15 protein-coding genes are annotated in these 18,586 nt (G+C 64.4%); 14 read left to right on the forward strand and 1 reads right to left on the reverse strand.

Annotated elements, in window-relative coordinates:
- The first annotated feature begins 10 nt into the window (after positions 1–10).
- From M1P90_RS00780 to M1P90_RS00825, 10 genes are all read left to right on the forward strand, one after another.
- Positions 11–1,792 (forward strand): ATP-binding protein, encoded by a 1,782-nt coding sequence (locus M1P90_RS00780; protein WP_483700719.1) that lies wholly within the window; start codon positions 11–13, stop codon positions 1,790–1,792.
- Between the two features lie 58 nt (positions 1,793–1,850).
- Positions 1,851–3,218, forward strand: coding sequence for a choice-of-anchor Q domain-containing protein (locus M1P90_RS00785; protein WP_483700721.1), 1,368 nt, complete (start codon positions 1,851–1,853; stop codon positions 3,216–3,218).
- 18 nt (positions 3,219–3,236) lie between these two features.
- On the forward strand, positions 3,237–4,448 hold the full coding sequence (locus M1P90_RS00790) for a DUF6638 family protein (RefSeq protein ID WP_483700722.1): 1,212 nt from the start codon (positions 3,237–3,239) through the stop codon (positions 4,446–4,448).
- Between the two features lie 78 nt (positions 4,449–4,526).
- Positions 4,527–5,054 (forward strand): hypothetical protein, encoded by a 528-nt coding sequence (locus M1P90_RS00795; RefSeq protein ID WP_483700723.1) that lies wholly within the window; start codon positions 4,527–4,529, stop codon positions 5,052–5,054.
- Between the two features lie 305 nt (positions 5,055–5,359).
- On the forward strand, positions 5,360–6,451 hold the full coding sequence (locus M1P90_RS00800) for a sensor histidine kinase (RefSeq protein ID WP_483700724.1): 1,092 nt from the start codon (positions 5,360–5,362) through the stop codon (positions 6,449–6,451).
- Between the two features lie 134 nt (positions 6,452–6,585).
- The gene (locus tag M1P90_RS00805; RefSeq protein ID WP_483700726.1) at positions 6,586–8,310 is read left to right on the forward strand and encodes a peptidoglycan D,D-transpeptidase FtsI family protein; all 1,725 of its coding nucleotides are present in this window, start codon (positions 6,586–6,588) and stop codon (positions 8,308–8,310) included.
- Positions 8,311–8,385: 75 nt separating this feature from the next.
- Positions 8,386–9,471, forward strand: coding sequence for a M20/M25/M40 family metallo-hydrolase (locus M1P90_RS00810; protein WP_483700727.1), 1,086 nt, complete (start codon positions 8,386–8,388; stop codon positions 9,469–9,471).
- Between the two features lie 56 nt (positions 9,472–9,527).
- Positions 9,528–10,934 (forward strand): S41 family peptidase, encoded by a 1,407-nt coding sequence (locus tag M1P90_RS00815; RefSeq protein ID WP_483700729.1) that lies wholly within the window; start codon positions 9,528–9,530, stop codon positions 10,932–10,934.
- 186 nt (positions 10,935–11,120) lie between these two features.
- Positions 11,121–11,747 (forward strand): LysE family translocator, encoded by a 627-nt coding sequence (locus tag M1P90_RS00820; RefSeq protein WP_483700730.1) that lies wholly within the window; start codon positions 11,121–11,123, stop codon positions 11,745–11,747.
- A gap of 181 nt (positions 11,748–11,928) precedes the next feature.
- The gene (locus M1P90_RS00825) at positions 11,929–12,408 is read left to right on the forward strand and encodes a hypothetical protein (protein WP_483700731.1); all 480 of its coding nucleotides are present in this window, start codon (positions 11,929–11,931) and stop codon (positions 12,406–12,408) included.
- Positions 12,409–12,467: 59 nt separating this feature from the next.
- On the opposite strand, the gene M1P90_RS00830 is transcribed toward M1P90_RS00825, so the two are convergent.
- Complete coding sequence (locus tag M1P90_RS00830) at positions 12,468–14,756, reverse strand: hypothetical protein (RefSeq protein WP_483700732.1); 2,289 nt, start codon at positions 14,754–14,756, stop codon at positions 12,468–12,470.
- Between the two features lie 128 nt (positions 14,757–14,884).
- Between M1P90_RS00830 and M1P90_RS00835 the strand changes: the two genes are divergently transcribed.
- The 4 genes from M1P90_RS00835 (at position 14,885) to M1P90_RS00850 (ending at position 18,556) form a co-directional block, all read left to right on the forward strand.
- Positions 14,885–15,913, forward strand: coding sequence for a tyrosine-type recombinase/integrase (locus M1P90_RS00835; protein ID WP_483700733.1), 1,029 nt, complete (start codon positions 14,885–14,887; stop codon positions 15,911–15,913).
- Positions 15,914–16,000: 87 nt separating this feature from the next.
- A complete protein-coding gene (locus tag M1P90_RS00840; RefSeq protein WP_483700734.1) occupies positions 16,001–16,789 on the forward strand; it encodes a HipA family kinase in 789 nt (262 codons plus the stop codon).
- Positions 16,767–17,156: a DUF3037 domain-containing protein gene (locus tag M1P90_RS00845; protein ID WP_483700735.1), complete on the forward strand. Its 390-nt coding sequence runs from the start codon at positions 16,767–16,769 to the stop codon at positions 17,154–17,156. Before M1P90_RS00840 ends, M1P90_RS00845 begins: the two co-directional genes overlap by 23 nt.
- 239 nt (positions 17,157–17,395) lie before the next feature.
- Positions 17,396–18,556 (forward strand): NAD-dependent epimerase/dehydratase family protein, encoded by a 1,161-nt coding sequence (locus tag M1P90_RS00850; RefSeq protein ID WP_483700736.1) that lies wholly within the window; start codon positions 17,396–17,398, stop codon positions 18,554–18,556.
- Positions 18,557–18,586 lie beyond the last annotated feature (30 nt).

Consider the following 18,586-nt stretch of genomic DNA (forward strand, 5'->3'; position numbering starts at 1 on the left):
GGAGAAATTGATGCCAACGCGCGATAACGTCCATCCCATCACCGACGCCGACCTCGACGCGCATCGCGACAGCGCCGAGTTCCGCATGCAGAACATCCCCATGCGCGGCGTCTCGTACGATTTACTGGCCGAGCTGCGTAAGCTGCCCGGCGTGGGCGGCTACCTGCTGAACGAGCCGGTGAATCACGTGCTGCATGCCATTCGGCGCGGGCTGTGCCTGTACTATGAGCTATATGAAGAAGTGAGCGCCACCGTCGATCCACGGCAAGCAGCGTTTCTGGGCAGCTTTGCGCTGTTCGGCGCGGGCGCGCTGATCGCCGGCAGCCTGCCCATGCCGGCGGGCGACAACCTGGCGTCGTTCCCCAAGCCGGGTGGGCAGTTCTTCAAGGCCGGCCTTGGCCCCGACGACGACCTGAAAGGCGTGCTGTCATTCTACCTGAAGGCGGTGACACAAACCGCCGCCGACGGCAGCCCAATTGTTGAAACTGCCGACGATCTGGTGAACCTGACGCGCGAGTATTTCGTTGCCGCGCGCGACCAGATGATTGCCGACTCCGAGCGCTTCCCGGCCGAGCTGCTGGCGCAGGTTGCTGGCGTGCCATTCCGCATTGGCAACCTGGAGCTGCGCGGCTTTAGCGCCTCGGAGCAGGCGGCCAACGCCAAGCCGGCCTTTACGCCCGTGCAGCCCGAGCAGATTGTGGGCAACACAGCGGCCAAGCGCTCGCTGCTGCGCTATGTCGACCGGCTGGCGCTGTATGATGCGGCGCAGGGCTTCAACCCGGTGCTGGAATTGGGCGGCTTGCCGAGTACGGTGCTGTTCGACGGTTTTCCCGGCACGGGCAAAAGCTCGCTGTTCCGCATGGCCATGACGCGCATGAACGAGCGCAGCGAGCAGGTGGGCTTGCCGGCGCGCTTTGTCTCGATCGACCCAAGCATCAAAGACGAATACTATGGCAAAACCGCCAAGCTGCTCACCGAAAAGCTGGCGCTCGCGCGCGACCGCGACGCACTGACGCTGCTGTTTTTCGACGACATCGACCTGCTGCTGCTGTCGCGTGGCGACCCGGGCATGGGCGGCTCGGACAAAGATGTGCTGAACCTGACCATGCAGTTTCTGGATGGCGCGTTCACGGTGAACATTGGCAATGCCCAAACCTATGCGGCGACAAACGAGCCAACCGCGACCGACTCGGCACTGCGCCAGCGCTTCCACCACCGCGAGCAGATCGGCGGCCCCGAGGATTGGGATGATTACGCCGCGCTGATTGGCATCAAGCTGGCGCGTCAGATCAAGAACGGGCTGGTGCAGGTGGGTGGTGAAATGCCCACCCCACAAGGTGCAGCGCGCACTGGCAGCGCGCCCGCGCCAGCGGCTGCGCCCGCCCGCCCGAGCCTGAACCCGTTCGCCGCTAAGAAATCGCTGAACTGGCGCGAGCTGGGCGAGCTGTGTGCCGAGTTCAAGCGCAAAGACCCACGCTTCACCGGGCGGCCGATCGAAAGCGTGACGCAGAAGCTGCTGGCCGAGAGCGCCGACTTTGAAGTACCGAGCGAGTGGTTCACCAGGCCTGATCTGTTCTTGGGCAAAACGTATGACGAGAAAGTCGCGCTGGTGAAAACGCTGTACCGCCCGATCTCTGGCGAGATGATTGCCGCCGAGCTGGAGCAGTATTTTTCTTCCGAGCAGCGCTACGCCGACGACGCGCGCGTGCAGCGCGCCGAGCGCGTGGCCGCCGACCTGGAGGCGCAGATCGCCGCGCGCGACCTGATGGCCCGCCGCGAGAGCGGGCAGTAAACATTTTGTTGGGCGGATGTGGGGAGGTTCCGCTGAGGTTCGAGAAGGAGTTTCAACGGTGAAGCAGTTTGCGTTTCTGCTTGTGCTGGCGAGCCTGCTTTGTGCAACAGGAGGGCTTGTACGGGCGGCTGGCACCTGGTATGTAGCACCGGGCGGGCTCGACACGAACACCTGCCAAACGGCAGCTGCGCCGTGCCAAACAATCAATGGCGCAGTTATTAAAGCTGCCTCGGGCGATACCATCCGGATTGCAGCAGGCACCTACACGGGCAGTGTTGACACCACCGGCAAAAGTTTAACGTTTGTTGGCGCGGGCCAGACGACAACTATTCTTGACGGCAGTATGTACCTGGCGAAGACAGAGGCTGTCTCAGGCATCAGCATCCAGCACAGCACCGGCATTTTCGTTGAAAGCGGAGCAATCGTCATGCTGCGCGATATGCGTATTGAGAACAGTTTGCGTGGGATTGTGAACTTCGGGACGATCGATGCGGCAAACGTGACGATCAGCAACAACCAGGGTAATTTGCCGAGCGGCGGCGGTGTGTGGAACCTGCCGAGCGGCAAGATAAGCATGGCGCATGTGACAATTCGTGGCAACAAAGCCCAATATAATGGCGGCGGCGTGTTCAACCGCGGCACGATGACGATGTCGTATGCAATCATCAGCTCGAATGTGATTTCCGACACTTCCTCCAATAATGGTGGCGCGGGCATTTACAGCACTGGCGCGCTGACCATGACCGACTCAATCGTGCGCAATAACACGTCGACGAATGGCGGCGGCGGCATTACGAATACCGGGCTGGCAACGCTTGAGCGCACTGCGATCATCAGCAACACGGCGATTCGGGGTGGCGGCATCGACACCTTTTTTGAAAGTAGCCCGACCGTGGTGTTAACTGTCACGAATACGACCATCAGCGGCAACGTCGGCAGCAGCTTTGGTGGCGGCATTGCGAGCGGCTTGTCCGACGTGCGGCTGACGAACGTCACGATCAGCGACAATACGTCGAGCAAGGGTGCCGCAATCGCCGCGTCGAGCAGCACGGTGCGCCTGCTGAACACAATTCTCGCCAGCAGCACGCCAGCGAATAACTGCGAAAAGGATGATGCGTTCGTTTCGCAGGGTCATAACCTGGAGAATGGCAGCTTCTGCGGGCTGACCGGCGCGGGCGACAGGCTGAACGCCAACCCGTTGCTCGGCCCGCTGCAGCAGAACGGCGGCTTTTCGCCCACGCGCGCGCTGCTGGCCGGCAGCCCGGCCATCGATGGTGGCGCGAACGCCGGCTGCCCGGGGACCGATCAGCGCGGCGTCAGCCGCCCGCGCGACGGCGACACAAACGGAACGCCGCTGTGCGATATTGGCGCCTACGAAGTGGTTCCGCCGGTTCGGTTAGTGTACATTCCGCTGGCACGACGATAGATTGAAACGGTATGTGCTATGAGCCGATTACCCTGGGATGGCCCGCTTTTCCCCGTAAAAAACCACCTGGCCGAGCGTTACGCTCAGGCCCTGAAACAATGCATGCAGCTCGATTGCACCCTGCGCGAGTTTGCGGTTGACCGCATGGGCTGGAGCCCGCAGCTGGCCGCGCACCTGGGCGAAAATTACCTGGGCGGCGATGCGCTGCGCTACGCGATCATTCTTTCGCCCGATCAGGTGTCGGCCCCGCTGGTGCGCCGCCGCTTCTCCTACGAGGCCGACGCGATTGAGAGCGTGTATCTCGACGCGCGGGCGACGCTGCTGAGCCTGGTGGAATACGAGCCGGTGGTGGTGGAACTCGACAGCGGTGTGGCGTTTTGCCGCACTGCCGCCGACGTGCTGGGCATCCACGCCATCACGCCCGAGATCGACACGCCGCGCGGCACGCTCAGGCAGTCGGCACAATTGCTGCAACTTGGCGCGGGCCTGAGCGAAAAAGCGCGCCTGCTCGACGAGCGCTACATCGACCAGATGATGGTGCTGGCCGCCGAGGTGGGCGACCCGCGCCAGCGCGTGCTGCCGCCGACGCTGCACATGACGGTTGGCTCGCTGTGGGCCGAGGTTGCGGGCACCACCTATGTGCTGCGCCCGCCAGCCGGCGCGCCGGGCGAAACCATCCTGATTGCGACGCGGGTGGGCCGCTTTGCGCCGGGCGCGAACGTCCTAGCGCTGGAAATCGACGACCCGCATGTGATCGATATGCTGGTGCAGCGCGGCTTTGTGCACTACACCACCGTGGCAACGCTGCTGCCCAAGCGCCTGGCCGAGCTGGAAACCGAAGCCCTGCTGGCAGTAGGCGAATCTGCGCCCGCGCGCGATGGCACTGCGCGGCGGCGGCAGCTGGCCGCAAACCCGGGCGTGCGCGGCGCGCTGCCTTCGCTCTACTGGGAGCTGGATGCCTTGCAGAAACACCTGCCAGCGGGCGGGTTCGACCCGGCGCGGCTTTCGGTGGATGCGCGCTGGGCGCTGGCAACCCCTGCCCGCGACGCCGAAGTGATTGGGCACCTGATTGCGCGCTTTGTGCGCTTTGCCCACGCCACTATGGCCTTTCATCACCGCCGCATTATTGGCGCGGAATGGGAGCGCTACAGCGAGGCCAAGCGGCGCTACCTGGCGGCAACATTTCCGTACATGATCCAGGGATTTGTTGCACAGCCCGACGCTGGCTAATTGGGCCGGGCGGCAGGCAGGCGGCGCGGCGCCCCACACCCGCGCACAAGGAGGCAGGCGCACAACGCCTGAAACATCATGGAATCAACCTACGACCTTTTGAACCAGGCGATTACGCATATCCTGATCGGCTTTGGCCTGGCGCTGGTGAATGTGATCATTCGCTATTTCGTGCCGGCAGTGCCGCAGGTTATCACGGTGCTGGGCTGGAAGCGCCTGCGCCGCGCGCTGATCGCCGCCTACCTGATCGCGCTGGTGCTGGAGCTGGTGACCTCACCGATCTTCTCGTCGGCGCTGCACCCGGTGTCGATCGAGCTGGCGTGGTCGCCCTTCCAGGCGATTTTTAACGTGCTGGGTGTTATTATCATGGACCTGATTGTGATAGCCTGGAATGGTATGCGCAGTGGCGCTGCCGCTGGCCGCCGCCAGCTTGCTTCGGCGCGTGACCGCGCTGCGGAGGGGCTGAACGACGTTGGCTCACGGCTGGCGATTACGCCCGAAGGCCGCGAAGCGCATGCCGCCAAAGAGCGCGCCGCCACCGATGCCGCTGCCGCTGAAGCCGCCGAGCGCAAGCAGCGCATGGACGACCGGCTGAACAACTATTAAGGCAGCCGAAACGCACAATCAACTTTGCGGGGCGTGGGCAAAGGCTCAAGCCCCGCCTTATGTTTCCCCGTACTACGGCGCTGCCATGCGTGGCCTAAAAGCCGCCAAAATTCCTTGCCGATGGCCGGGCTTTCTGCTACACTATAGTCGTTTTACTCCAGCAGCACACGGCCGCATTCTGGCCGCGCGTTTCATGCCACCGCCCCCGGTTGCGCGCAATCTGGGACGGGTGTTGCATGGGCGCTGTTATCCCGCAGAGGTGAGGCGTGCGCGGGAATCGTTCGAAACCGTGGTTAGCCGACCACGTGATATTTGTCAGCTATCGCTGGCTGTCCTGGGTGCTTACTGCGCTGGTGCTGCTCTACCAGGGCCGCCTGTTCTCGTATGCCACGGTGCTGGCCGTAACCGCAGTTGTGAACCTGGGCTACACAGCTGCGGCGCGGCAGTTTACCAGCAAGGCGCAGCGCAACCCGCTTGTGCTGGGCAGCGATATTCTCTACACGCTGGGAATTGTGGCCGCGAGCGGCGGTTGGGCGAGCCCATTTGTGCTGTATGCCTACAGCAGCCTGGTGCTGCCGGGCCTGCTCGACGGAATACGCGGCTGGGTGATGTCGAGCCTGAGCTTTGTGGCACTGGCCGCGATTATTCTGTGGGCCGTCGATCTTCCTCCGGCTGCGGCGCTGGCCGAGTACGGCTGGCTGCGCCTGGTGCTTCTGCTGGTTGCGCCGATAGGGTTTGCATTTATGTTGCCCTGGCTGGTTGAAACCGCGCGCCAGCTCATCCAGCGCCAGCACTCCCACGCTTCTCAGGTGCCGGCCCCGCGGCTTGAGCGCACGCTGAACGCCGAGCCGCCACGCTTTGTCAGCGGCGGGCGCGTGCCGCCACGCAGCCGCGAGCGCCTGCTCGACGATGCCCCGCTGGCTTTGCAGCTGATCAAGACGCGCGCCACCGAGCAAAGTGTGGAAGATCTGCGGCGCGCGATCTTTCAACCTTTCCCTTCCCCCGAACTCGATCTTGCAGCCGCGCTCGATCAGCTGGCGCTGCGCTTTGGCCAGCACACCGGCATGCCCGCCCAGGTCACACTGCTGGGCCGCACGCGCCTGCTCAACCCGCTGCATCGCGATCTGCTGGTGCGCCTTGCGCGCGAGGCCCTGCTGAATATTCAGCAGCACGCCCACGCCGAGGCTGCCATGCTAACGCTGCGCTTCGACGCCACCTCGGTTGCACTGATGATCCAAGACAATGGCGTTGGCCTGCTCGATGGCACGCACGAGCGCCCGGGCCTGCATGCGCTGCGCGCCATGCAATACCGGCTCAGCGAATTCGGCGGGCGGCTTGATGTGTTCGAGACCGAAGGTGGCGGAGTTACGGTGCGCGCCACAATGCCCCTTGAATAAGCAACCCGGCAGTTTTCTGCGGCGCAGCCTTCTCGAAGGCGCCCCACTGCGCTCGCGCACATGTTCCATATCTGCGTCATTTCGAGTATAATCCATTCTGCCTGCCAGTGGTGAGATAAGGTATTCAAAGCATTATGCGTCAAGCTGCGCGTGTTCTGACTTTTGCCCTTGCTGTTGCGCTGATCGCCTACGGCATGTTTCAGCCCGTCGAACAGGATAGCCGCTGGCTGCTGGCGCTGTGGCTTGCCGCGCCGCTTCTGCTGGTTGCGGCGCGCTTGTCGATCCCGCCTCAGCCGCGCGGTGTCTCGCGCAGTATCCAGAATTTGGGCCTGCTGATCGCGCTGGGCTTTGTGCTGCTCTCCATCCAGCTCCTGCGTCAGCAGTTTGTGCGCGCCGACGATATTGCGAACACCGTGCATGTTGACGACGCGACCGGGCAGACCACCAGCAACGTGCGGCAGGTCATTCAGTCGCTGCGCGTGCAGCGCGGCAAAATGCGCGACAAAAACGGCGTGCTGCTCGTCGATACCGAGATCGTCAATGGCAAGTACGCCGTGCGCCGCTACCCGCTTATGCAGCAGTTCGATCCCTCGGCATTCAGCAATGTCGTGGGTTTTTTTAGCGACCGCTTTGGGCCGTCGGGGCTGGAAGCAACCTACGACAGCTACCTCAGCGGCGAGCGCGATTCGTACAACCGCCTGCGCGACTCGATCATGAATCGCCCGCAGGTTGGCGACGACCTGCAGCTCACGATTGACGCGCGCTTGCAGGCTGCGGCGAAAAATTTGCTCGATGCGCAGGGGCTTGGCTCGGTGGTTGTGCTCGATCCAACAACCGGCGCGGTGCGCGCCATGGTCAGCAACCCCGGCTTCGACCCAAGCCAGCTGGCCTTCAACCCCGCCGCCGACCGCGCCTCAGAGAACGAGCGCATTCAGGGCTACTGGGGCCAGATCAATAGCGATGGTGCCGGCCAGCCGCTGCTGAACCGCCCAACGCAAAGCCGCTACGCGCCCGGCTCGACTTTCAAGACCGTGACGGCGGTGAGCGCACTCGAAAACCCCGCCGAGGCCAAGCCCGACGATATTCGCTGCTTCAACACGCTCGATACCGAGGCGGGCGCGCCCCCAGTGGTGAATGCCGTACCAGACTTGTTCAACCGCACTGGCGACCCCTCGAACCTTGAGCGCGTCTACGCCTACTCGTGCAATGTTGCCTTTGCGCAGTACGCGCTGCGCCTTGGCCCCGACCGCCTGGCAGAAACTGCCGCCGAGTTCGATATTTTCGCGCCGCGCAATGCACCCGAAACCTATGGCGGCTTCACCGACCTGCCGACGGTGCCGAGCTTGCTCTACAAGGATGCGGGCTTTCTCAACCGAGCGGCGGCGCTGGCCGACACCGGCTTCGGCCAGGGGCAGCTGCAAATTACCCCGCTGCAAATGGCCATGGTCGCGGCGGCCGTGGCGAACGACGGCTGGATGATGCAGCCCTATCTGGTGGAAAAAATCACGCGCCCCGATGGCAGCGTGGTTGTTTCGCGTGGCCCGCGCGCTATCCGTCGCGCAATCTCCAGCTCAATCGCGGCGCAGATGCGCAAAGATATGCGCGCTGGCGTCGAGTATGGTTTTGGCTCTGCCGCCCAGCAAGTGAGCCCAACGGTGGCGCTGGTGGGCGGGAAATCGGGAACGGCCGAGCATGGCGCCGGCACGGTGCCCCACGCCTGGTTTATTGCGATTGCGCCGGTCGACAAGCCGCGCTATGCCGTGGCGGTAATGGTGGAAAATGGCCGCGACGGCGCGGGCGTGGGCGCGCTGCTGGCTGGGCAGGTGCTCAAAGCCGCGTTTGATCTCGAAGGCCAATAGTTTGTAACACTGGTGTTGTACTTTCTCACTAGGGCGCTGCAGCAGTGAATGCGCGCGCCGGGATGAGGGAACAATATGGCAAATAGCGAACGGCTGCTTTCGACATTTCTTGATCTGGTGCAGATCGATAACCCCTCGGGCGGCGAAGGCCCGATGGCGGCACACGTGCGCGGCCTGCTCGAAGGCATGGGGCTGACAGTTAGCGAAGACGCGATTCATAACCTGCTGGCGCATGTGCCCGGCGAGGGCGAGCCGCTGCTGCTGAACGCACATATGGATAGCGTCGCGCCCTGCCACGGCGTGCGGCCAGTGGTGGAAAATGGCATCATTCGCTCGGGCGGCGACACTGTGCTGGGCGCGGACGACCTGGCCGGCGTGGCGGCGATCCTCGAAGGGGTGCGGGCAACGCTTGAAGCGGGCAGTTCGCATCGCGCCGCCGAGGTTGTGTTCACGGTGCAGGAAGAAGTTGGCCTGCGCGGCGCGGCTCAGTTCGATACGAACCAGCTTCAGGCCCGCGAAGGCGTGACGCTCGACTCGGGTGGCGAGTTTGGCGGCATTACCATTGGCGCGCCCTCGCAAGACAGCCTGTATGTGGTGGTGCAGGGTCGCGCCGCCCACGCTGGCGTGGCTCCCGAACGCGGCGTCAACGCAATTGGCATTGCGGCGGCGGCGCTGGCAGCCATGCCACTCGGCCGGATCGACTCGGAAACAACCGCGAATTTCGGCATCATCAAGGGCGGCGAGGCTACGAATATTGTGCCCGACCGCGTGGAGCTGTGGGGCGAGGCGCGCAGCCACGACCAGGACAAGCTGGTGGCGCAGGTGCAGGCGATGGTGGGCGCGTTTGAAGAAGCGGCGCGTGCGCGTGGCGCCAGCGTGCAGGTCGAAATCACGCACAAGTACGACGCCTATCGGCTGGCCGACGACATGCCGATTCTCCGGCGCGTGAAGGACGAGCTTCAGGCCATGGGCTTCACGCCCAACCCGCAGATCAGCGGCGGCGGCAGCGACGTGAATATTTTCTCCCAGCGCAAACTGCAAATGGCGAATGTGAGCGTTGGCTACCGCGAAATCCACTCAACTGGCGAGCATATTGCCGTGGCAGATCTGGAGCATGCCGCCGATCTTGTGCAGCGCTTGCTGGCGCTGCCAGCGGCCTAAATGAGTGCTCCCTGGCACAAGCATCGGGCGCGGGCGCGCAGTGCGCAGGCGGTGGTATGAGGAACGTGGCGGGAAGCGATCGGCGCCGCCCGGCGCGGCCACAGCTGGCCCTGGCGCGGGCTAGCCTGCTTTTTGGCGCGCTCGGAATGCTGGCCGGCTGCGGCGTAACCTCAAACGCCGCGCCGATCGTGCCGGCCACACAGGTGGCGCAGCTACCTCTGCCAAGCGCCACCTTGCCGCCAACCATCGCGCCCAGCCCGGTGCCGAGCGCGCTGCCACCCACGCATGCGCCAACGCCGCCCCCAACCATTCAACCAACCGATTCGCCCACGCCCGAGCTGCTGCCCTACGATGAGCGTAAGCAGATTTTCGAAGAAGTGTGGCGCACCGTCAACGATCATTATTTATACACCGACTTCCATCAGCTCAACTGGAACGGCCTGCACGACGAGTATGCAACCATGCTCGAACAGGAGCAGAGCCGCGAAACGTTTTACAACATGATGATCGAGCTGGTGGCGCGGCTGAACGACGATCATTCGCGCTTCCTGCCCCCGGCCGAGGCGCAGACCGAAAATATCACGATCAGCAACAACGAGGTGACGGTTGGCATTGGCGTGCTGACGCGCGCGCGCCCCGACGGCGGCTTTATTCAAAGCGTGTTCCCCGATAGCCCGGCGGCGCGGGCCGGCCTGGAAACACGCGACCGCATTATTGCGGTGGATGGCCGGCCCTATCAGTCCGACGACGGCAACCTGCTGGGCGAGGCCGGCAGCGCGGTGCGCCTGACGGTGGTGCGGCCCGGCGAGAAACTGCGCGACGTGGTGCTGACGCGCCAGGAAGTGCAGAACCATATTGTGCCGAGCTACCAGCGCTTCCCCGGCAATATTGGCTATGTCGCCATCCCAACCATGTGGGTGAACGACATGGACGAGCAGGTGAATGGCGCGCTGACCGACCTGGTGGCGGAAGGCCCACTCGACGGGCTGATCCTCGATGTGCGCTCGAATGGCGGCGGCTGGCTGTATGTGCTGTCGGGCGTGCTCAGCCATTTTGTGCGCGGGCAGGCTGGCGTGTTCTTCAGCCGGCAGGCCGTGCGACCGCTGGAAATTGGCGCGCCTTCCGGGCCGGATCTGCGCCATGTCAAGCTCGTCGTGCTGATCGACAACGAAACTGCGTCCTACGCCGAGGTGCTGGCGGCGGTGCTGCAGCAGCAACACCAGGCGCTGGTGATTGGCACGCACTCGGCGGGCAACACCGAAACAACCTACGCCTACACCCTTTCCGACGGCTCGCGCCTGTGGCTGGCGCAGGAAGGCTTTCGCCTGCCAAGCGGGCAGAACCTCGAAGGCGTTGGCGTGCTGCCTGATGTGGCCATGGATATTGACTGGACGCACTACAGCGAAGATGACGATCCGCAGCTTCTGGAAGCGCTGCGCCAGCTTGGTGCCGGGCCGAAATAAGAGGCGCGCAGTTTGCAGTCGGCAGGCGCCAGTGGTATTTTCCGCTTTGCAACGTTTTCTTGCCTGAAAGTCGCTTCTGCTTGCTGAGACGAATGACGAAGGACGGATGACCAAGGCGCGTTTCGTCATTCGTCATTCGTCCTTCGTCATAATCAGCACCATCCTGAATAGAGCGAAACGTTTCTCATGCTGGCTTCCTTGCTGCTTGGAATTTCCTATGGCTTTGCTGCCGGGGTTAGCCCTGGCCCGATGCTTGGCCTGGTGATCACGCAAACGCTGCAACGCGGCTGGCGCGCCGGCAATCTGGTGGCGCTGGCCCCGCTGTTCAGCGACCTGCCGATCATTATTCTGGCGGCGCTGCTGATCAACCGCCTGCCGCCCGCCGCGATTGGCTGGCTGGGCATCCTTGGCGGCCTGTTTGTGCTTTACCTGGCCTACGAAAGTATTCGCGCGGTGCCAGCCGACATTGCCGATACCGAAGCGCCTTCCGCCACCGAGCAACCCGGCCGCCTGCTGGGGCGCGCAGTGCTCACGAACCTCTTCAACCCGCATCCCTACCTGTTCTGGGGCACGGTTGGCGCACCGCTGCTGGCTGGCGCAATGGCTGGCGGCACTGCGCATGTTGTGCTGTTTCTGGCGGGCTTCTACGCGCTGCTGGTCGGCTCGAAGCTGCTGGTGGCCCTGCTGGTGAACCAAAGCCGTGGCTGGCTGCGCGGGCGTGGCTACCGGCGCGTGCTGATCGCCAGTGGCGTGCTGCTTGCTGTACTTGGGGTGTTCCTGCTGCGCGATGGCATCGTGCTCGCCTTCTTCTGATGCGTAGCGGCGAAATTGTCTCTGGTTTGGAACTCGGCCCGGCTATACTCAAAGCCGTGAGCACGCGGGCCAGGCTAACGCGCCGCCTTTCACTACCACTCCCGCCTTGGCGCACGCTCACCGTTTCTTGTACGAACGGCGCATATGTGGACGCGCTGACATACCACGCAGGGAGGTTGATATGACTGATTGGAACAAGCAGGCCGATGAAGTGATGAAGACGTGGACGAAGGCACAGCAGGATCTGTGGGACACCTGGCGCCGCTCGATGCCGCTGGCCGGCGCAACCCAGGCCGACGACAACTGGAACAAGGCCGTGAGCTTCTGGAAGGAAGCCGTCGACCGCTCGCTCAACACCCAGATGGAATGGACCAAAATGTGGGTCGACAGCATCAAGGCGCAGAAAACCATGCCCAAAGAAATGGAAGCGTGGACCGACCAGATGCTGGCGACCATGCAAACCTGGAATGAGTCGCAGGCGACCTTCTGGGAAAACATGCTCGAGTCGGTGCAGAAGATGACGCCCGAGCGCCTGCGCCAGCAGGTCGAAGAAGGTGCGCAGCAGGCTTTTACCTCGTGGCAGGACGCGATGCAGCGCGCGATCTCGGCACAGGAAGAGTTTGCCGCGTTCTGGGCCAACCCCGGCAAGAACAGCAAGTAGCACAGCACATCGGCACCGCAAACGGCAGGCGCTGCAAGGCGACCTGCCGTTTTGCTGTCTTACGAGTGCGGGTGGGCAAGCGCGCTGGCGGGGCGCGGCTCGGCCTGCGGCGGGGTGGCCGTGGGTTGCGCGCACAGCCGCTGGTACAGCGCAACCAGGCCATAGGTAGCAAGCGCCATGATGCCGATCAGCACGGCAAAGACCGCCAGCTCGGCGGGCGAGTCGCTGCGCAGATTTTGGGTGATGTAGGTGTTGTTCAGCCAGCCGCGCAGTGCCCAGAACGGCAAAGTGTCGCGGCTGAGGAAGAAGTAGGGCGCGGGCAGCGCGGCGATCTGCTCGGGCACATGCGGGATGAGGAACAGATCGTAGCGCACCAGCAGCATGGTTGCCCACACGGCGGCGAGCGCGGCCGGCGCGGCGGGCGCAATTGCGCGCCAGCGTGCCAGCGCGCCAAACAGCAGCGCCAGCCCGATCATAAACCAGGGCGTCAGCACGGTGAAGCGGCGCAGCCCGAACGAGCCGCCGCCAAACCAGCGCGCCAGCGAGGCATTGTAGCCGAAGTACAGGACAAACCCGGCCGCCAGGCACAGCAGGAGCCAGCGGTTGCGCCGCCACAGGAGCGGCAGGCCAACCAGGCCCAGGAAGAACGCCGGAGTCCACGGCAGCAGGCCGTACAGGTGCGAAAAGAGCAGTTTCCAGCCCTGAAATCCGCGCGGCTGAATATAGTCGTTGCCGTGCGGGATGGCGATGAAGTGGCCGTAGATGATTTTCCAGGCGATCATCTGTGGGCTGAAGACCGCCAGCAGCAGCGCCGCCGCCGCCGCGCCGCCAAGCACAAGCTGGCGGAGTTGCGTGGCACGCTCGCGGGCGGGCGCGCGCAACGCAGCAACGAGCAGCCGCGCAAAGGTAAAGATGGGCAGCACCAGCGCCAGCGCCGCGATCCAGTACATCAGCGCGGTTGCGCCGGCTGCAGCGCCAAGCACTGCCCAACGGCCAACCGTGGGGCGCTCTTCCAGGCGCAGCCACGCCAGCACATACAGCGTTGCCGCCAGGCCAGAAAGTGCGTGTGCAAAGCTGCCTTCGCGCATGGTGTAGTACAGCAGGTTCGAGCCAAGCAGCGTCGCGATCACCGCCAGCGCGGCCTCGGGCGGGCCAGCCCAGCGCCGCGCAATGCGGTAGCCCGCCAGCATGATCGCCAGCCCGGCCAGCGCGCTGGTGAACGTTGCCAGCACGACATACGGCGCGGCGTAACCGTCTTCTTGCCAGGGCATGCCAAGCGCCCGCCCAGCGCTCACCACAAGGTGCCCAACCCCGTAGAGCGGCGCCCAGACAATCGCCGGGCCAACCGAGGCGAGATTTTCGTAGTAGCCGGTGGGCAGCAGGCGGAATTTATCCGAGATCGATGGGAATGGCGTCTGGTGGTAGTCGTTCTCGAAGTTCAGGTCGCCGTCGATGGTTGCCGAGCGCAGGTAGGCGTAGTACTCAATGCCATCGCTGCGCACGGTGGGCGTGAAGGTCAGCAGCAGGGTAACGGCAAATGCCGCTGTGATCCACCCGAGCGCGCGCCGGTCGTCGCGTGGCAGGATGCGCGGCCAGCGCCGCACGAGCGCCGCCGCAGCCAGCGCCGCACAGGCCACGCCCGCGCCAAGCGCGAGATACCAGGCCAACAGCAGCCGCGAGTCGTGGAAGGGGCCATCGGCGGCGAGCAGCGCCAGCATGCCGAGCGCGGGCAGCCCGCCCACCCATGCGGCTGGCAGCCGCAGCAACAGCGCGCAGCCAGCCAGCAGCAGCACGCCAAGCGGCAGGAAGGGCGCAGCCCACAGCTCGCGCAGCAGGTCGGTGAACATGGGCGCACGCAGCACCTCGAGCGCAATCGAATCGACTGCCACGCCAAGCGCCCGCGAGTCGCCAGCGATTTTGAGCGATTGGCTGCGCAGGCCGATTTCTAACGGGGCACTGGCCGGGGCATCCAGCACGATCTGGAACTGTCGCGGGCGCGCTTCTAACCCAAGCTCACCAAGCGGCTGGCCATTGGCGCTGATCACTACGTGCTGCGGGCCATCGGGCTGGGGCGGCGCAAACATACGCAGCGTGATGCGCGTGGGCGTGCCGGGCGGCGGCGCATACAGGCGCAGGCGCGATTGCGGGCGCGACCAGCGGTAGCTCACGTCGCCCTGCTCGGGGTCGTGGAAATCAATCGTGCCGATATCGTCGAGCGGCGAGCCGACATCGATGGTCTGGTGGGCGCGGCCCTGCCACTGCCAGGCAACGCTCGCAGCAAACGCAAGCGCCAGCAGCAGCACGCCAAAAAAGCGCGCTGGCGCAGCCGAAAGCGACTTCGTGGTCATGCGAAACCTGTATCAAGCGAGGATCACGTTTGTAATTGTTTCCCATATGGGCGAGGCGATTATACCATGTTCATTAGCTTTGCGCGCGGCCCACCGCCGCATGCGCATGCCCGTGCTATAATGGCGGCATGCCAGAACAACAGCCGAACAAATACATGCCGATTGCCGAAGCCGGCGACGCCTGGGCTGCCGCCCAACGCGCGCGCCGCAAGCCCCTGGCCGACATGACGATCGCGTCCTATTGCGATGCGTGGCGCTCCTTCACCGCCTGGGCCAGCAAGCAGGGCAAGCGCACGATTGCCGAGATCGACCCGCGCGATCTCGGGCGCTGGATCGACTCCCTGGCGCGCAAGGCCGATGGTACAACGCTGACCTATAGCCACGGCGCGCTGGCGGTGTGCAAGTTTCTTGCTGAGCGCGAGGCGCTGCCCTGCGACCTGACCGTGCTGCGCATGCACCTGCGCGACGCGCTGCCGCGCGCCCCGGCCGGCCGCGCCCCCGACGTGCCCGACCTGCGGCGACTGGTGAGTTTCTACGACGCCGAGCTGCCAGCCGCCGAACCCGGCACCGTGCGCGAGCGCGAGCGCCTGAACGGCCTGCGCAACGCGGCGCTCTTGCACATGCTGTTTTCCACCGGCGCGCGCATTTCGGAAATCCTGGCGCTCGACCTGCGCCACGTGCGCGACGACGATGGCGCAATCGCGCCGCGCACCTATGTGATGGGCAAGGGCAACCGGCGGCGCGCAGTGTTTGTGCGCGCCCACGCCCAGCGCGCCATCGAGCACTACCTGCTGGCGCGGCGCACGAGCTTCCCAGCCGCCGACCCGCTGATCATCTCGCATGGGCCACGCGGCGCGGGCGGGCGCTTCAATCGTGTGGCGGCTTGGGCAGTGGTGACGAATGCCGCCCAAACACTGGCCGACCGCGTGGAAGCCGAGGGACGGCCAAGCGAGGCGCGCCTGCTGCGCGAAACCACGCCGCACACTTTTCGGCATTTTGTGGCGATGTGGCTGCTGAACGAGGGCGCGCAGATGTCCGAGGTGTCGGTGCTGCTGGGCCACGCCAACACCCGCATCACCGAGCAGTACTACGCCCGCCATACCGACGAGCGGCTGCAAGAGCTGCACGACCAGTTCGCGCCCGAACCCGAAAAATAGTTGAAGGTTAGAAAGTTGGCAGGTTAGCACGTTTTCCAAGCCTGAACCTGCCAACCTGTAACCTGCAACTTGTTAACTGGAAACGCCATGCAAACCATCCGCACCGTCGATGCCACCCGCTACATCACGCCGCTGCGCGAAGGCGGCTCGCTGCCCGCAATCATCGAGGCCAGCGATGGCGAACTGTATGTGCTGAAATTTCGTGGCGCCGGCCAGGGCCGCAAATCGCTGATCGCCGAGCTGGTGGCCGGCGAGATCGGCCGCGCGCTGGGCCTGCCTATCCCCGAGCTGGTGTTTGTCGAGCTGGACGACGCGTTCAGCCGCAGCGAGCCGCACGAAGAAATCCAGGACCTGATGCGCGCCAGCACCGGCCTGAACCTTGCGCTGGCCTTTCTGCCCGGCGCGCTGGCCTTTGAACCCGCGCTGGCCCCGCCCGAAGCCTTGCAGCTTGCCTCCGCAATCGTCTGGTTCGACGCCTTCACCATGAATGTCGACCGCACCGCCCGCAACACGAACATGCTGCTGGTGGACGGCAAGCTCTGGCTGATCGACAATGGCGCGTCGCTGTACATTCACCACACCTGGACGAACTTTCGCGAGCGCAGCCGGGGCGCGTTCCCGCAGATCAAAGACCACGTGCTGCTGCGCTATGCCGACGCGCTGCCCGAGGCCGACGCGGTGCTGAGCGTGGCGCTGACGCGCGAGCTGATCGAGCAGATCGTTGGGCTGATCCCCGAAAGCTGGCTGGAAGACGAGCCGCACTTCGCCAGCGTTGCCGAGCACCGCACCGCCTATGTCGACTACCTGTGCACCCGGCTGGAAGCGCCGCGTGCCTTTGTGGAGGAGGCGCTCCGTGCCCGCGCGCAGCTCGTTTGATTATGCTATTGTGCGGGTGGTGCCGCGCGTCGAGCGGGGCGAATTCGTCAACGCTGGCGTGATTGTGTTTGCGCGCGCGCGTCGCTTTCTGGCCGCGCAAATCGCCCTCGACGCGCCACGCCTCCATGCGCTCGCGCCCTGGCTCGACCCGCACGATGTCACGCGCCACCTCGATCTGCTGCCGCGCATCTGCGCGGGCGACCTATCTGCCGGCCCGATCGCGCTCTTGCCACTGGCCGAGCGCTACCACTGGCTGGTCGCGCCGCGCAGCGCCATGATCCAAACCTCGCCCGCACACGTGGGCATGTGCGAAGACCTGCCCGCCGCCATCGACGACCTGATGCGCCGCTTTGTACTGCCGCTGTGACGAAGGGCGTATTGCAATACGCCCAGACACCGACCAAACCACGGAACCGCAGAACCAATCGCTGAGAATGGCTGATTGCTCCCTCTGTGCGCTCTGTGGCTCATTTCCCCTGGCTTCCCCGCGCAGGCTTAACCTCCGATTCATCGCGCCTTGATGCCGCGCTGCTATGCTGCCCCGGCTGCATTCTTGCTGACAGGGCTGTGCGCTCGCAGCTCGCGGCGCGGAGAAGGAGAAGGGTTATGCGCATATTGATCCTTGGCGGCGATGGCTACCTGGGCTGGCCCACGGCGCTGCACCTTTCGCAGCGTGGCCACGAGGTGGCGGTGGCCGATAATTTTGCGCGGCGCGCGTGGGACCACGAGCTGGGCGCGGAAAGCCTGACGCCGATTCGTTCGCTGCACGAGCGCGTGGCGGCCTGGCGCGACATAAGCGGGCGCGCAATTGCGATGTTCGTGGGCGACCTGTGCGACTACGCATTTCTTGAGGCGCTAGTGCGCGATTTTGCGCCCGAAGCCGTGGTGCATTTTGGCGAGCAGCGCAGCGCGCCCTACTCGATGATCGACCGCCGGCACGCTGTGTTCACCCAGCAAAACAACATCACTGGCACGCTCAATCTCCTCTACGCGCTGGCCGAGCACGCGCCCGACTGCCACCTCGTCAAGCTCGGCACCATGGGCGAATATGGCACGCCCAACATCGACATCGAAGAAGGCTACATCACGATCACCCACAAGGGCCGCACCGACACACTGCCCTACCCCAAGCAGCCCGGCAGCTTCTACCACCTCAGCAAAGTCCACGACAGCCACACCATTCATTTCTGCTGCCGCGTGTGGGGTCTGCGCGCCACCGACCTGAACCAGGGCGTTGTGTATGGCGCCGATACTCCCGAAATTGCGCTCGACGAGCGGCTGCGCACGCGTTTCGACTATGATGCGGTGTTCGGCACGGCGCTGAATCGCTTTCTGGTGCAGGCCGTGGCAGGCCAGCCGCTGACCGTGTATGGCAAGGGCGGGCAGACGCGCGGCTTTCTCGACATCCGCGACACGCTGGCCTGTGTCGAGCTGGCGATTTTACACCCGGCCGAGCGCGGCGAATTTCGCGTCTTCAACCAGTTCACCGAGCAGTTCGACGTAGCCGGGCTGGCGGCAGCCGTGCGCGAAGCCGCCGGGGCGTTTGGCATCGATGCGTCGATTGAGCACCTGCCCAACCCGCGTGTCGAGCGCGAAGAGCACTACTACAACGCTGCCAACACGCGTCTGCGCGACCTGGGATTGCAGCCGCACTTCCTGAGCGAAACGCTGCTTGAGTCGGTGCTGCGCGTGGTGATGCGCTACCGCGACCGCATCCGGCCCGAATTGTTTCGCCCGTCAGTCGATTGGCGGCGCCCGCAGAACTAGAACAGCGCTTGGGTATGACGAAAGACGAAC

Source organism: Kouleothrix sp. 19917, from assembly GCF_057073505.1.

Excerpts from the sequence above, each read along its gene's own strand:
- M1P90_RS00820 (WP_483700730.1), top strand. The coding sequence starts at position 11,121 with ATGCTGGCTTCCTTGCTGCTTGGAATTTCCTATGGCTTTGCTGCCGGG.
- M1P90_RS00790 (WP_483700722.1), top strand. The coding sequence starts at position 3,237 with ATGAGCCGATTACCCTGGGATGGCCCGCTTTTCCCCGTAAAAAACCAC.
- M1P90_RS00805 (WP_483700726.1), top strand. The coding sequence starts at position 6,586 with ATGCGTCAAGCTGCGCGTGTTCTGACTTTTGCCCTTGCTGTTGCGCTG.
- M1P90_RS00780 (WP_483700719.1), top strand. The coding sequence starts at position 11 with ATGCCAACGCGCGATAACGTCCATCCCATCACCGACGCCGACCTCGAC.
- M1P90_RS00815 (WP_483700729.1), top strand. The coding sequence starts at position 9,528 with ATGAGGAACGTGGCGGGAAGCGATCGGCGCCGCCCGGCGCGGCCACAG.
- M1P90_RS00830 (WP_483700732.1), bottom strand. The coding sequence starts at position 14,756 with ATGACCACGAAGTCGCTTTCGGCTGCGCCAGCGCGCTTTTTTGGCGTG.
- M1P90_RS00825 (WP_483700731.1), top strand. The coding sequence starts at position 11,929 with ATGACTGATTGGAACAAGCAGGCCGATGAAGTGATGAAGACGTGGACG.
- M1P90_RS00795 (WP_483700723.1), top strand. The coding sequence starts at position 4,527 with ATGGAATCAACCTACGACCTTTTGAACCAGGCGATTACGCATATCCTG.
- M1P90_RS00840 (WP_483700734.1), top strand. The coding sequence starts at position 16,001 with ATGCAAACCATCCGCACCGTCGATGCCACCCGCTACATCACGCCGCTG.
- M1P90_RS00850 (WP_483700736.1), top strand. The coding sequence starts at position 17,396 with ATGCGCATATTGATCCTTGGCGGCGATGGCTACCTGGGCTGGCCCACG.
- M1P90_RS00835 (WP_483700733.1), top strand. The coding sequence starts at position 14,885 with ATGCCAGAACAACAGCCGAACAAATACATGCCGATTGCCGAAGCCGGC.
- M1P90_RS00810 (WP_483700727.1), top strand. The coding sequence starts at position 8,386 with ATGGCAAATAGCGAACGGCTGCTTTCGACATTTCTTGATCTGGTGCAG.